This is a genomic window from Ectopseudomonas composti (assembly GCF_001567565.1).
GTDB lineage: Bacteria > Pseudomonadota > Gammaproteobacteria > Pseudomonadales > Pseudomonadaceae > Aquipseudomonas > Aquipseudomonas composti_A.
Genome location: NZ_LSSW01000006.1, coordinates 104,618 through 118,373 on the forward strand (window position 1 = coordinate 104,618; position 13,756 = coordinate 118,373).

Annotated in this window: 10 protein-coding genes; 6 read left to right on the forward strand and 4 right to left on the reverse strand. The window is 65.7% G+C overall.

The genetic code is table 11. The features are described from left to right. Positions 1-218 precede the first annotated feature (218 nt). Together PCLY_RS01430 and PCLY_RS01435 are read left to right on the forward strand one after the other, a co-directional pair. Positions 219-806: a phage tail protein gene (locus PCLY_RS01430; RefSeq protein ID WP_061237463.1), complete on the forward strand. Its 588-nt coding sequence runs from the start codon at positions 219-221 to the stop codon at positions 804-806. A 19-nt stretch (positions 807-825) separates the two neighbouring features. Next, positions 826-1,398, forward strand: coding sequence for a phage tail protein (locus PCLY_RS01435; RefSeq protein ID WP_061237464.1), 573 nt, complete (start codon positions 826-828; stop codon positions 1,396-1,398). Positions 1,399-1,417: 19 nt separating this feature from the next. Here PCLY_RS01435 and PCLY_RS01440 read toward each other — a convergent pair whose 3' ends face one another. Next, positions 1,418-1,720, reverse strand: coding sequence for a DUF6916 family protein (locus tag PCLY_RS01440; RefSeq protein ID WP_061237465.1), 303 nt, complete (start codon positions 1,718-1,720; stop codon positions 1,418-1,420). 64 nt (positions 1,721-1,784) lie between these two features. Between PCLY_RS01440 and PCLY_RS01445 the strand changes: the two genes are divergently transcribed. After that, positions 1,785-2,276 (forward strand): GNAT family N-acetyltransferase, encoded by a 492-nt coding sequence (locus tag PCLY_RS01445; RefSeq protein ID WP_061237466.1) that lies wholly within the window; start codon positions 1,785-1,787, stop codon positions 2,274-2,276. Positions 2,277-2,282: 6 nt separating this feature from the next. Here the strand turns inward: PCLY_RS01445 and PCLY_RS01450 are convergent, their stop codons facing one another. From PCLY_RS01450 to PCLY_RS01460, 3 genes are read right to left on the reverse strand one after another with little or no spacing between them, the layout of a single operon-like run. Next, positions 2,283-4,379 (reverse strand): biotin/lipoyl-binding protein, encoded by a 2,097-nt coding sequence (locus PCLY_RS01450; protein WP_197432122.1) that lies wholly within the window; start codon positions 4,377-4,379, stop codon positions 2,283-2,285. Continuing rightward, complete coding sequence (locus tag PCLY_RS01455; RefSeq protein WP_061237468.1) at positions 4,376-5,695, reverse strand: efflux RND transporter periplasmic adaptor subunit; 1,320 nt, start codon at positions 5,693-5,695, stop codon at positions 4,376-4,378. The genes PCLY_RS01450 and PCLY_RS01455 overlap by 4 nt, the downstream gene beginning before the upstream one ends. Then, complete coding sequence (locus tag PCLY_RS01460; RefSeq protein ID WP_061237469.1) at positions 5,692-6,474, reverse strand: efflux RND transporter periplasmic adaptor subunit; 783 nt, start codon at positions 6,472-6,474, stop codon at positions 5,692-5,694. The genes PCLY_RS01455 and PCLY_RS01460 overlap by 4 nt, the downstream gene beginning before the upstream one ends. Positions 6,475-6,696: 222 nt before the next feature. Between PCLY_RS01460 and PCLY_RS01465 the strand changes: the two genes are divergently transcribed. The 3 genes from PCLY_RS01465 (at position 6,697) to PCLY_RS01475 (ending at position 13,553) form a co-directional block, all read left to right on the forward strand. Next, positions 6,697-9,990 carry a transglutaminase family protein gene (locus tag PCLY_RS01465; RefSeq protein ID WP_061237470.1) on the forward strand — a complete coding sequence of 1,098 codons (3,294 nt, stop codon included), beginning with the start codon at positions 6,697-6,699 and terminating at the stop codon, positions 9,988-9,990. Positions 9,991-10,173: 183 nt separating this feature from the next. Further along, positions 10,174-12,660: a circularly permuted type 2 ATP-grasp protein gene (locus PCLY_RS01470; protein WP_061237471.1), complete on the forward strand. Its 2,487-nt coding sequence runs from the start codon at positions 10,174-10,176 to the stop codon at positions 12,658-12,660. Further along, entirely contained in the window at positions 12,657-13,553 is an 897-nt protein-coding gene (locus PCLY_RS01475; RefSeq protein WP_061237472.1) for a transglutaminase family protein, read from the forward strand. Before PCLY_RS01470 ends, PCLY_RS01475 begins: the two co-directional genes overlap by 4 nt. Positions 13,554-13,756: the final 203 nt, after the last annotated feature.

Below are 13,756 nucleotides of genomic sequence, written 5' to 3' on the forward strand. Positions count from 1 at the left end.
ATTGGTGAATGGGCATGCAAGGGTGAGTGATGGCATTGTGCCTTCAATGGCCATAGAAGGAGTTTAGTTGTTCCTGCGGCAATGGCTAGGAGCCCCGAGAAATAAATCTTTGCCTGTAAGGATGTCAGCTATGGTTCTTATCGGCTCGGGCCGCAAGGAAGAAGTCGGCGGATCGAGCGACTCCGTGATCACGCGACCATAATCGAAAAGGAATAGTCATGAGCGATCAGTCCTACATTGGTGCGATCAGTGGTTGGGCACCCAACTTCGCGCCCCGTAACTGGGCCTTTTGCCAGGGGCAATTGCTGCCAATCAATCAGAACCAAGCGCTCTTTGCCGTCATCGGCACGACCTATGGGGGGAACGGCCAGAACAACTTCGCCCTGCCCAACCTGCAGGGCCGTGTACCCATGGGGGCAGGGCAGTCGCCAGGCACCACGCTGCATCCTCTGGGGCAGCAGGCAGGCCAGGAAACCATGACCCTGACACAACTGCAGATGCCCGCTCACAACCATGCTGCCACGGTCTCGGCCAGCGCCTCCTTGCCGACCAGCAGCGCTGCTGCCACCACGGCCACGCCGACAGCCAGCACTGTGTTGGCCAGTGCCTCCGGCGCTTATGGCCGCGAGTCAGTCGACGTGAAGATCTACGCGCCGGCCCCTGGTTCGGTCAGCCTACCCCTTAGCACGACGGCCACCGTGGCCGTGGGCGCTACAGGCGGCAACCAGCCTTTCTCCATCCTCCAGCCCTTCACCGTCATCAACTACATCATCTGCCAGCAAGGGATCTTCCCCCCACGCGATTGATGGCTCGAGGAGTATTGCAATGGATATCGACAGCTACATGGGGGTAGTCGCCCCCTTTGCTGGAAACTTCGCGCCGCGAGGCTGGATGACCTGTAGTGGGCAGCTTTTGTCGATTGCCCAGTTCGATGCACTGTTCTCTCTGCTAGGAACTACCTATGGAGGTAATGGCACCACCACCTTCGGTTTGCCCAACCTCAATGGGCGGGTCGCGGTGGGGGCCGGCGGGCAGTATGAGCCTGGCGAGATGGCCGGGACGGAAAGCACCACACTGCTGCTGAACAATCTGCCCCAGCACCATCACGATGCTGTTACTCAGGTGAACGTGGCCCTGCAGGAAGCGGACTCCCCCGCCACTGCAAGCCAGGCCTCGCCAACCAGCACGCCCGGACAAAGCCTTGGCAACTATGGTCGCGAGGACGTAGCGGTACAGATCTACGCGCCCGCGCCAGGCTCTGTGCAGTTACCCGCGCAACTGCAGATGAGCGTTCAGCTAGCGGTCAGTGGTCAGAACCAGCCTGTGGGCATACTGCAGCCGGTACTGGCCCTGACGCAGTGCATCTGTGTCGTGGGGCTCTATCCAGAACGCCCTTGATCGGTCGCCACTATCAGGCCTAGTTGAACTGGGCCTGATAGTGGCGCAGGCCGTCGCCAGGGGAGACGATCGGGCTCAGGTAGAGCATGTATTCGCGGCCGCTGGCGCTCTTGAGGCGGTACTGTGCCTCCAGCAGCAGCACGTTCATGGGGGTGGTGAAGATCAGCGAGAAGGGCGTGCGATAACCGTTGTTCGCCACGGCTCCCTCTACCAGCCTGTGCAGGGTCAGTTGGACGGGATCGGGAACGGTCTCTGCCGTGAACAACTGGCCGATTTCCGCGTTGAAAGACCGAGCCTTGAGGCCTTGGGTATCGATGAGCATGGGTCACTCCCTGTGCTTAGGAATAATTGGCATTGCCTGCCAAGCAGGGGAAATATAGCAGCCCATGAACGAGATGAAGGCCGGCAGTGAGCTCCAGCGACGTGTTGCTAGTGAGGCCGACGAGCCCTGGCTGCGCCAGCTATTCGCCCAACTGCGGGGTCTGCAGCCTGAGCTGCTGGCAGCCTGTCCCCAATTGCTGGAGCAGCAATGGCAACTGCAGCGCCAGGTTTTCGCCAGTCATTACCCGGATGCCCGTACTGAGGTCGTACTGATCGATGCAGAGCCGGTCGGGGCACTCACCTGGCACGAGGGAGCGCAAGCCATTCGCCTGCTGGATATCGGCCTGCTGGAGCGCTACCGCGGGCAGGGCCTGGGAGAGCGCTTGCTGAAGGCGCTGATCGGCAAGGCCGACCTGCAGGGCAAGGCGCTGGAGCTGGCGGTGATGCGCCACAATCCCGCTCTGCGTCTCTACCAGCGGCTGGGGTTTCGTGCCCTATCCGGCGCGGAGGATGCGGTTCAGCTCCAGATGCGCCGCGAGCCGCAGTCAGCAGCCTGACGTACCTCAGAAACCACTCTCGCGTACGCCAAGTGCCGCGATCCGCCGCCAGGCGGCGCCCAGCAGCGACTGGCGTTCACCGTCCAGCACCACCATGCCGCGCAGGGGATGATCGGGGTGGATGTCGCCATCCAGCAGGGTCAGGCGTACGCCATATTGCGCCTGCACCGGTTCCGCACGGCGCTGTGCGTCGCGGCGTACAGCGATGGGGCCACCGTGATCGGAGCTGAGTGCTTCCAGCTCCAGGTAGGCGACGCCAGTGGCGTCCACCTCGTCCAGCCGCACTCGCATTGCCGGGCGTGCCGGATCGTCGGTGATGAAACGTCCCTCGTTACCCGCTTCGATCCGCCAGAGACTTTCTTCGGCCAGATAACCGCGTAGGCGTAGCCCCGGCTCGACGATGCGCGCCAGCGCCTCGGCCGGATGCAGCCAGCGGTCAGGGGTCAGGTCGCGTTGCAGGTCGCGTACTGTGCCGGCCTGCGGGGCGCGCAGTTGCAGGCGCTCACGCTGGGCGGCCAGGCCGCGGTATTCGGCCACCGCTTCGGCCAGGCGTTGTTCGAGGATGCCGGCATCGGCCGCCGTTTCGCTGCGTGCGGACTGGCGGCGTAGCTGTAACTGAAGAATGTCGATTTCGCGACGGACGATGGCCTGGCGCGAGTCGAGATCGGGTGAGTCCAGCTCCAGCAGCAGGTCGCCAGCCGCAACGCTCTGGCCGTCCTGCACGTGCACGGCTTTCAGGCGAGCGGCTACCGGCGCATGCAGGGCGCTGGTACGTGACGCTTCGAGCAGGGCCGGTATTTCCACCGAGCTGCGCCAGGGCACCACCAGCACCAGCAGTACTGCGCCAAGGGCGAGGCCGGTGATCAGTACCTTGCGCGAGTCAGCCTGCTCGCGGCGTTGCCACCACTCTCCCAGTTCGCGCCAGATGGGCAGACCGATGAACCAGAGCAGTTCCACCAGCATCAGGAAGATGCCGAGCACCTTGAAGAACAGGTGATAGACCGCCAGCGCGATACCAAGGAACAGGATCGCGCGCCATATCCAGGAACCGTAGCCCCAGATCAGCAGGCGCCGGGTCATGCTGGGCGACCAGGGTTCCGGTGCCGGCTCGCCATAGCCGAACAGCGCTTCGCGCAGGCGCCAGCGACACAGGGCGAAGGCACGGTTCTGCAGGTTATCGACGCCCCACAGGTCGCTGATCAGGAAGTAGCCATCGAAGCGCATGAAGGGGTTGAGGTTGATCACCAGGGTGGTGATCCAGGTGGCGCTGGCCAGCATGAAGGCCGAGGTGCGCAAGGGGCCGTCTGGCAGCAATGACCAGGCCAGCAGTGCCAGCACCGCCAACAACAGCTCGGCGAACACACCGCCTGCGCCGATCAGCAGTCGCGAGCGCCGGTCGCGCACGCGCCAGGCGTCGCTGACGTCGGTATAGAACATCGGCAGCATCACCATGAACGCCAGGCCCATGCTCTGTACCCGACAGCCGGCACGCTTGGCCATGAAGGCGTGGCCGAACTCGTGACAGAGCTTGGCGAACGTCAGCGCGACTCCGAAGGCCAGGGCTCCACCGAGGCTGAACAGGTGGGGGAAGGTGGCAAGAAAGCGCTGCCAGTCGCGCATCACCAGGAACAGTCCCAGGGCGAAGACCAGCGGCAGGCCCCAGCGCAGCAGCCAGGAACCGTGGCGTTCGAGCACGGGCCAGGCGCGGTTGAGGAAAGGATCGGGCCGCCACAGTGGAATGCGAAAGAACAGGTATTGATGCAGCACCCGTTTCCACGGACTTTGGCGCTGGGCGGCGGCTTTCATCGCGTAGCTGGCGCGCTGTTTGTCGTCCAGGGCGGCGATCAGGTCGTGGTTGCTGAGAAAACGCAGCATGTCCTCCAGTTCGGCCTGGCCCAATGGCAGGCCAGGTTCGGCATTGGCGGCGGCCAGAACACGCTGCGGCTCGCCCAGTGTCCAGTGACGCAGCAGGCGTACGGCGGCGGCGCCGAGTTTGAAATAGCGACCGCGTAGCGGGTCTGCCAGCGTCCACTGTGGCGCGCCGTCAAGGCCGGGGGCTGCCGGTGACAGCTGCAGGTCGGGGCGCAGGGCAGGCAACATCAGAAACCGAGGCTCTGGCGGGCGGCGGCCAGGGGGCGACGCAGCAGGTAATAGGCCAGCGGGGCTCGCTCACCGAACAGCTTGGCGGTGCCTCGCAGCCCTACGCGCGGTGGCGCCTCGACGAAGCGCGCATCCAGGCGATAGGCCAACTGCCCGGCGGCGGTGGTCTGGGCTTCGTAGGCGGAGCGCTCAAGCTGCGCCGCATGGCGATTGAGCGGATCGCTGTCGAGAAACAGTGCCACTTCGGCACCCGGCTGCAGGGCAATGGCGTCACCCACGGGGAGTTCGATACGCAATTCGGCCTGGGTCGGGTCGGCGATCTGCATCAGCCGCTCGCCGGTCTGCACGGGCTTGCCGGTCAGGCGCTCGGCGTCGGCGAAAACCGCGATGCCCGCCCGCTCGGCGCGCACTTCGCTGCGAGCCAGCAGTTGCCGGGCATAGTCGCGCTCGGCACGCTTCTGCTCGACGCGCGCAGCCAGCAGGTCGAGGCGGGCGCTGGATTCGGCATCGGCAAAGGCGCGCTGGCTGTTGGCCTTGAGTTCGGCCTCTGCCACGCCCAGCGCGCGCTCCGCGACGTCAGCCTGGGCCTTGAGGCTGGTGGCATCGAAGCGCACCAGCAGGTCGCCGGTCGCGACGCTCTGGTTGGGTTTGACCAGGAACTCGGCGATCACGCCATCCAGCGGCGCAGCGACAACACGGCCGCCCAGCGGCACGACTTCGGCAGGCGCCAGTACCGACTGGCGCACCGGGATCAGCAACAGCAGCGAAAGTGCGGCCGCAACCGCCACCAGCTTCTTGCGTGGCCAGCGCATGCGCCAGGGCTTGTGTGGCTGCAGCGCCAGCCAGGCGTGAGCGTAGGTGTCGGCCAGCTGCCTGAGCAGCGACTGCTCGGCGTCGCTGAAAGGGTTGTCGCGGGCCAGCCACAGGCCGCCGAAGGTTTCGCCACTGCGATTCTTCAGCGGCAGCCAGTAGGCATGTGCGGCGGACAGATCGTTCATGTCCGCGCGCGTCTGTTCGTCCAGATGGCAGGGGTCGACGTTATGTCCCTCATCCAGACGTTCGTGCTTGAGCAGGGTCTCGCTGGCCCGTTCGACGAAGGCGACGAAGGGAGAATGCGCCTCCACCACGCTGATGCCGGTCAGCGCCTGCACCTTGCCGGCGATCAACAGCGCCGCATGGCGAAAACCGAACAATGCCTGGCCGTCATTGACCATGGCGAAGGCCAGCTGTTCGCAGTTGGCGGCCTTGCGCGCCTGTTGCTCGAGGCCCAGAAACAGGGCGAAAACGCGCTCTGCCGTGCCGGGCAGTGGTGCGTTCATTCCGTCACCTGGAACTGGGCCGTACCACTCATGCCGGCGAGCAGGCCCTGGACGTCATCGGGCAGGCTACCGATCAGCAGCAGGGTCTGGCTGCCTTCATCGATACGTGCACCTAGGCGCTTGACCTTGGCCTTGATCGGCTTGCCGGTTTCGTCGGGGGTGAAGTCGAAGGTCTGCTCCGGCTGCAGGCGGCTGAGCCAGCTCGACGGCACCAGCAGGTAGATTTCCAGCGTGCCGTTGTCCACCACATCCAGCAGCGGAGTGCCGCTGGCCACACTCTCGTGGGGTTGGGCGCGGCGCAGAACCACGCGCCCATTGAAGGGCGCCGTGACGCTGCAGCGCTTCACCTGTACCTGGTACACCTGGGTTTCGGCCTGAGCTTGTGCCTGCCGAGCCTCGGCCAGTGCCACTTCGAAGCGACCCACCGAGTTGAGGGCGGCCAGCTGTTTCTTGTGGTTCAGCTCTTCGCGGGTAGCCCGAGCTGCAGCCTGGGCGGCATTGAGCTGAGCCTGATAGGCGCTGCAGTCGAAGCGCACCAGTACGTCGCCCTTGTTGAACTTCTGACCATCGCTGAACGGCATCTCGATGATACGGCCAGGCAGCTCGCTGGAAAGCACGGCCTGGTTGTGCGCGCGCAGTACACCACGGACCTGGCGCTCGGCGGATTGCGTGGCGACCGGCGTCAGTGAGTCGAGTAGTGGGTCTTCGGCGCAGGCCAGCGAGCTGAATGCAACGATCAGCAAGCCAAAGAGGGTGGGGAGAGGGCTGTGGCGCGGCATGGCATACGTCCTTGCATGGAGTCAGCGCAGTCTACGGTAGAAGCCGATCATGGCAAATTGGCCGTAACAGCGCATCTAGATGGTGCATGATGTCGACTCTGGTGCGCGCGCGGCCTGCTTCTGGTGCGCCAGGTCTCCGATCAGCCTAGCTGGCGTGAGGCCTGGGCCCTGGCATAAGTCTTGCGCTGCACTGGGTATCGTCCAGGCTAGCAGGAGGCCGCCGTGTCGATTCATGTCGCGCTGCATCATGTCACCCACTACCGCTACGACCGCGCGGTCAACCTCGGGCCGCAGGTCGTTCGTCTGCGGCCGGCGCCGCACAGCCGCACACGCATTCTTTCCTACTCGCTGAAGGTCGAGCCTGGCGAGCACTTCATCAACTGGCAGCAGGACCCGCAGGGCAACTACCTGGCGCGTCTGGTCTTCCCGGAGAAGACCCGCGAGCTGAAGGTCGAGGTGGATCTGGTCGCCGAGATGGCGGTGTTCAATCCCTTCGACTTTTTCCTCGAGCCCTACGCCGAGCGCATTCCGTTCACCTACACCGAAGGCGAGCAACGCGAGCTGGCGCCCTACCTGGTCAAGCTGCCAGCCACGCCGCTATTCGCCAAGTACCTGGCGAGCATCTCCCGCGAACCGGTGCCGAGCATCGATTTCCTGGTGGCGCTGAATCAGCGTCTGTCGACCGATATCCAGTACCTGATTCGCATGGAGCCCGGCGTGCAGACGCCCGAGCAAAGCCTGGAGAACGCCTCCGGTTCCTGTCGCGATTCGGCCTGGCTGCTGGTGCAACTGATGCGCCACATGGGCCTGGCGGCGCGCTTCGTTTCTGGCTACCTGATTCAGCTCACGGCCGACGTCAAATCCCTCGACGGCCCCAGCGGTACCGACAAGGACTTCACCGATCTGCACGCCTGGTGCGAGGTGTACCTGCCCGGCGCCGGCTGGATCGGCCTCGATCCCACCAGCGGCCTGTTCGCTGGCGAAGGCCACATCCCGCTGGCGTGTAGCCCGGAGCCGTCTTCGGCGGCGCCGATCACCGGTGGGTTGGACGAGTGCGAGGTGGCGTTCGAGCACCTGATGAGCGTCGAGCGCGTGTGGGAGGCGCCACGCGTCACCAAGCCCTACAGCGAGGCGCAGTGGCAGGCTATCCAGGCGCTGGGACGGCAGATCGACGAGGATCTGCAAAAACATGACGTGCGCCTGACCATGGGCGGCGAGCCGACCTTCGTCGCCCTCGACTATCCCGATGACGACGAGTGGAACACGGCCGCTCTCGGCCCGAACAAGCGTCGCCTGGCTGCTGATCTGTTCTATCGCCTGCGTGAGCATTACGCGCCCAAGGCACTGGTGCATTTCGGCCAGGGCAAGTGGTACCCGGGCGAGCAGTTGCCGCGCTGGTCGCTGAACTGCTTCTGGCGCCGCGACGGTGAGCCGCTGTGGCATGAGCCGAAGCTGCTGGCTGACGAGAAACGTGGCTATGGCGCCACCGCCGAGACCGCCGAGCGCTTCCTGGCGACTCTGGCCGCGCGCCTGAACGTGGATGCCGGCAACGTCTTTCCGGCCTATGAGGACTGGTTCTACTACCTGTGGCGCGAGCGCAAGCTGCCGGACAACGTCACTCCCGATGATCCGCGTCTGAGCGACCCGCTGGAGCGTGAACGCCTGCGCAAGGTGTTCGAGCAGGGCCTCGATAGCGTGGTCGGCCATGTGTTGCCACTGGCCCGCCAGGTGGTGGGCGAGGGCTGGCAGAGCGGGCGCTGGTTCCTGCGTGACGAGCACTGCCGCCTGCTGCCGGGTGATTCGGCGCTGGGTTACCGCCTGCCGCTGGATTCGTTGCCCTGGGTCAGCCAGGCCGATTACCCCTATATCAACCCGGTCGATCCCAGTCAGACGCTGCCGCCCTTGCCCAGCCCGGCGCAGGTCCAGCGCCAGTTGCGTGGTGTCTGGCGTGGCGCCAGCGCCAATGTGCAGAGCGTGCGCCCGGCCAGCGGGCAATCGGCTGCCGGTATAGTACGCACCGCGCTGTGTGCCGAGCCGCGCGAGGGCAGGCTGTACCTGTTCATGCCGCCGCTGAGCCACCTCGAGGATTATCTGGAGCTGGTCGCGGCCATCGAGGCTGTGGCTGCCGAGCTCAATTGCCCGGTGCTGATGGAAGGCTACGAGCCGCCGCTCGACCCGCGTCTGCAGTATTTCCGCGTCACCCCTGATCCGGGCGTGATCGAGGTGAATATCCACCCGGCGGCCAGCTGGGATGAGCTGGTCGAGCGTTGCGAGTTTCTCTACGAGGCGGCGCGCCAGTCGCGTCTGTCCAGCGAGAAGTTCATGATCGACGGGCGCCACACCGGCACCGGCGGCGGCAACCACTTCGTCCTCGGCGGGGCGACGCCGAGCGATTCGCCGTTCCTGCGCCGTCCCGATCTGCTGCGCAGCCTGATCAGCTACTGGCATAACCATCCGTCGCTGTCCTACCTGTTCAGCGGTCTGTTCATTGGCCCGACCTCGCAGGCGCCGCGGGTGGATGAGGCGCGCAACGATGCGCTGTACGAGCTGGAGATCGCCTTCGCGCAAATGCCTGAGCCTGGCCGCGACTGCCCGCCGTGGCTGGTCGACCGCCTGCTGCGCAACCTTTTGGTGGATGTCACCGGCAATACCCACCGCGCCGAGTTCTGCATCGACAAGCTGTACTCGCCGGACTCGGCCAGCGGCCGCCTCGGCTTGCTGGAACTGCGCGCCTTCGAGATGCCGCCACACGCGCAGATGAGCCTGGCCCAGCAACTGCTGCTGCGTGCGCTGATCGCGCGCTTCTGGCAGGAGCCCTATCGCCCGGCCAAGCTGGTGCGCTGGGGCACCGAGTTGCACGACCGCTACCTGCTGCCGCATTTCGTCGAGCAGGACTTCGCCGACGTGCTGCAGGAACTGGGCTGCTTCGGCTATCGCCTGCGCAGCGAGTGGTTCGCCCCGCACTTCGAATTTCGCTTTCCCAAGGCTGGCGATTTCGCGGTCAAGGGCATCGACCTGGAGTTGCGCCAGGCGCTGGAGCCCTGGCATGTGCTGGGCGAGGAGGGCGCCACCGGCGGCACGGTACGGTATGTCGACTCGTCGCTGGAGCGCATGCAGGTCAAGGTGGCGGGGATGGCGCCGGATCGCTACGTGCTGACCTGCAACGGCGTACCGGTGCCGCTGCGGCCTACCGGCAAAGTCGGCGAGTTCGTCGGGGGCGTGCGCTTTCGTGCCTGGCAGCCGGCCAGTTGTCTGCAGCCGACCATCGGCGTGCACGCGCCACTGGTGTTCGATCTGATCGACACCTGGATGCAGCGCTCGCTGGGTGGTTGCCAGTACCATGTCGCGCATCCGGGCGGGCGCAACTACGACAGCCTGCCGGTCAACGCCTACGAGGCCGAGAGCCGGCGCCTGGCGCGCTTCTTCCGATTGGGCCACAGCCCAGGCAAGCGCCCGGCCCTGCAACCGATAGACAATAATGAACTGCCGATGACCCTGGATCTGCGTCGAGTTTGACGACATGTTGCACACATGAGTGTCGGTTGCCGCGATCAGTCCCCTCGCCCCTTTGGGGAGAGGGTTAGGGAGAGGGGAGAGCGGTTGACTTCGCGGTGTTTTCAGCCCTCTCCCCCGGCCCCTCGCCCATAAATGGGAGAGGGGAGCATCAAGCTGTACCGCCTTGCCACTGCCGAGCCTGCCATGCACGACCTGCTAGCCGATTATCCGCCCCCTGCCGGGGCCTACCACGAACTGCTCGACGCCAAGGGCAACGTGCGCCCGCACTGGCGCCGCCTTTACGAGCAACTGGCGCGCAGCCGCCCGGAACACCTGGCGCAGCGCGAGGCCATGCTGGCGCGGCAGATTCAGGAGAACGGCGTCACCTACAACGTCTATGCCGACCCTGAAGGCGCGGATCGCCCGTGGGAGCTGGATCTGCTGCCCAACCTGATCCCGGCTGACGAGTGGCAGCAGATCGCCGCCGGCGTGGCGCAGCGTGCCACCTTGCTTAACCGTGTGCTGGCCGATCTCTACGGCCCGCAGAAGCTGATCGCCGAAGGCCTGCTGCCGACCGAACTGGTGTTCGGCCACAACAATTTCCTCTGGCCCTGCCAGGGCATGCAGGCGCCGGGCGGTACCTGGCTGCATCTGTATGCGGTGGATCTGGCCCGCGCGCCGGACGGCCGCTGGTGGGTCACTGCCGACCGTACCCAGGCACCGTCGGGTGCAGGCTACGCGCTGGAGAACCGGCAGATCGTCTCGCGCGCCTTCCCCGAGCTGTACCGCGACCTGCGCGTGCAGTACCTGGCCGGCTTCTTCCGCACCCTGCAGGACACCCTGGCGCGCCAGGCCCCCAGTGGCGGCGAGACGCCGCTGGTGGTGCTGCTGACGCCGGGGCGCTTCAACGAAAGCTATTTCGAGCACCTGTACCTGGCGCGCCAGCTCGGCTACCCGCTGGTCGAAGGTAGCGACCTGACCGTGCGCAACGCCACCCTCTACCTCAAGACCCTGGCCGGTCTGCGCCGCGTGCACGCGGTGCTGCGTCGTCTCGACGACGATTATTGCGACCCGCTGGAGCTGCGCACCGATTCGGCGCTTGGCGTGCCCGGCCTGCTCGAAGCGGTGCGTCGTGGTCGCGTGCTGGTGGCCAATGCGCTGGGCAGTGGGGTGCTGGAGTCGCCTGGCTTGCCCGGTTTCCTGCCGGCGATCAGTGAACACCTGCTCGGCGAAGAGTTGCTGTTGCCGTCCATCGCCAGCTGGTGGTGCGGCGAGCCGCCGGTGCTGGACGAGGCACTGGAGAAGCTCGACCAATTGCTGGTGCGTCCGGCGTTCCCCTCGCAGAGTTTCACCCCGGTGTTCGGCCGTGATCTGGACGAGGCGCAGCGCGCCAAGCTGGCCGCGCGCCTCAAGCTGCGCCCGTATGCCTACGTGGCGCAGGCGCGGGCCAAGCTGTCGCAGGCGCCGGTGTGGGATGGCAGTGGCTTGCAGCCGCGCGCCATCGGCATGCGCGTGTTCGCCGTGGCCAGCGCCGACGGCTATCGGGTAATGCCCGGTGGCCTGACCCGCGTCGCCGCCGAGGCCGATGCCGAGGTGGTGTCGATGCAGCGCGGCGGCGCGAGCAAGGACACCTGGGTGCTTGGCACTCGCCAGAGCGGTTCCGAACCCTGGCAGACGCAGCGCACTCTCGGCACTGCCGATCTGGTGCGCAGCGACCCCTTCCTGCCCTCGCGCGTGGTGGAAAACCTGTTCTGGTTTGGCCGTTACGCCGAGCGCTGCGAGGGCAGTGCGCGCCTGCTGCGTATCATGCTGGCGCGCTACGTCGACGATGACGATGACCCACAGGCGCTGCAGAGCGCCCTCGCACTGGCGCAGGACCTGGGCCTGCTGGCTGATCCGGAAGAGGGCGAGCTGGAGGCGCGCCTGCTGCAGGCATTGCTCGGCAGTGATTGGCCCGCCAGCCTGCGCGCCAACCTGCAGCGCCTGCAATGGGCTGCCGGCAGCGTGCGCGGCAAGCTGTCCCAGGCCAACTGGCAGGCGCTGGTCGAGCTGCAGCGCGAGGCGCAACTGCTCGAAGACCAGCCGGCCGATTTCGGCGAGTTGCTGGACTTTCTCAACCGCCTGTTGATGTCGCTGGCGGCGCTTTCCGGTTTCGCCCTCGACGACATGACCCGCGACGACGGCTGGCGCTTTCTGATGTTCGGTCGCTACATCGAGCGCCTGCAGTTTCTCTGCGACAGTTTCGCCGGCTTCCTGCGCAGCGGCTCGGCTACCGACCAGTCGGCGCTGGAGTGGCTGTTGGAACTGGGCAACAGCAGCATCACCTACCGCACCCGCTACCTGGCCTCGGCGCAACTGATTCCGGTGCTCGATCTGCTCCTGCTGGACGAGCAGAACCCGCATGCGGTGCTGTTCCAGCTGCGTACCCTGTTGCGCTCGCTGCAGGGCGTCAGTGAACGTTTCGAACTGCCGGCCGAGCGCTACCTGGCGTATCTGGAGGAGCAGCTCACGGCCTTCAACCTGGCCAGCCTGGAAAACCCGTTGTTCGGCCCCGGCAGCACCCGTGCGGTGCTCGAGGGCCTGGCCGACCTGCTGGTGGCCATCAGCGAAGCCGCCGGAGCGGTATCCGATCACCTTGGGCTGCGCTTCTTCGCTCATGTCGATGTCAGCCAACGGACGCAATCCTCATGAGCCGTGCGCTTTATCAGGTTCTTCACGACACCCATTACCGCTACTCGGCGCCGGTATCCCTGGCGCAGCAACTGGCGCATCTGTGGCCGCGCGAATGCCCCTGGCAGCGTTGTCAGGAAAAGCAGCTGCGCATCGACCCGCAGCCCTGCCAGCGCCGCGACGGCCTCGACGTGTTCGGCAACCCATTGACGCGCCTGGTTTTCGAGCGTCCGCACGAGGCGCTCAGCGTCAGTGCGCGGTTGCGCGTCGAGGTGCTGGCGCGCCCGCCTTTGGCTCTCGACGACTCGCCGAGCTGGGAAGCCGCCAGCGCGGCGCTCAGCTACAGCGGCACACCTATGGAGCCGGCCTTGCTCGAGGCATCACGCTACCGTTTCGAGTCGCCCTATGTGCGCCTCAAACAGGTCTTCGCCGATTTCGCTGACGACTGCTTCACCCCGGGCCGTCCGCTGTTGCAGGCCGGCCAGGCGTTGATGCAGAAGATCTTCGAGGAATTCAGCTTCGATGCCGCTGCCACCCAGGTCGCGACGCCACTGCTGCAGGTGCTGGAAGAGAAGCGCGGCGTCTGCCAGGACTTCGCCCACCTGATGCTCGCCTGCCTGCGCTCGCGCGGCCTCGCGGCGCGCTACGTCAGTGGCTACCTGCTGACCCAGCCGCCCCCCGGCCAGCCACGGCTGATCGGCGCGGATGCCTCGCACGCCTGGATCTCGCTGTATTGCCCGCGTCAGGGCTGGGTGGATTTCGATCCGACCAACAACGTGCGCCCGGCGCTGGAGCACATCACTCTGGCTTGGGGGCGGGATTTCTCCGACGTATCGCCGCTGCGCGGGGTGATCCTCGGTGGCGGCAGTCATGATCCCGAAGTGCAGGTAACGGTGCTGCCGCTGGCAGGATAGTGGGGCGGCAGTTGTACACGGAATCTGTGGGTAACTCTGTACACAAATTCTGGAGCAAGCGCTGCAAACCTGTGGTTTCGGGCCTTTCAGGGGATTGTTCAGCTTTTCGCCAGGCAGACGAAATAGACTGGGGCTGGGCAGAAAAAATCAATGAAACCATAGGCTTGCCCGGTTCGCTCGGACGAAGCTGGCGCGCTCTGCAG

Excerpts from the sequence above, each read along its gene's own strand:
- PCLY_RS01430 (WP_061237463.1), top strand. The coding sequence starts at position 219 with ATGAGCGATCAGTCCTACATTGGTGCGATCAGTGGTTGGGCACCCAAC.
- PCLY_RS01435 (WP_061237464.1), top strand. The coding sequence starts at position 826 with ATGGATATCGACAGCTACATGGGGGTAGTCGCCCCCTTTGCTGGAAAC.
- PCLY_RS01440 (WP_061237465.1), bottom strand. The coding sequence starts at position 1,720 with ATGCTCATCGATACCCAAGGCCTCAAGGCTCGGTCTTTCAACGCGGAA.
- PCLY_RS01445 (WP_061237466.1), top strand. The coding sequence starts at position 1,785 with ATGAACGAGATGAAGGCCGGCAGTGAGCTCCAGCGACGTGTTGCTAGT.
- PCLY_RS01455 (WP_061237468.1), bottom strand. The coding sequence starts at position 5,695 with ATGAACGCACCACTGCCCGGCACGGCAGAGCGCGTTTTCGCCCTGTTT.
- PCLY_RS01460 (WP_061237469.1), bottom strand. The coding sequence starts at position 6,474 with ATGCCGCGCCACAGCCCTCTCCCCACCCTCTTTGGCTTGCTGATCGTT.
- PCLY_RS01470 (WP_061237471.1), top strand. The coding sequence starts at position 10,174 with ATGCACGACCTGCTAGCCGATTATCCGCCCCCTGCCGGGGCCTACCAC.
- PCLY_RS01475 (WP_061237472.1), top strand. The coding sequence starts at position 12,657 with ATGAGCCGTGCGCTTTATCAGGTTCTTCACGACACCCATTACCGCTAC.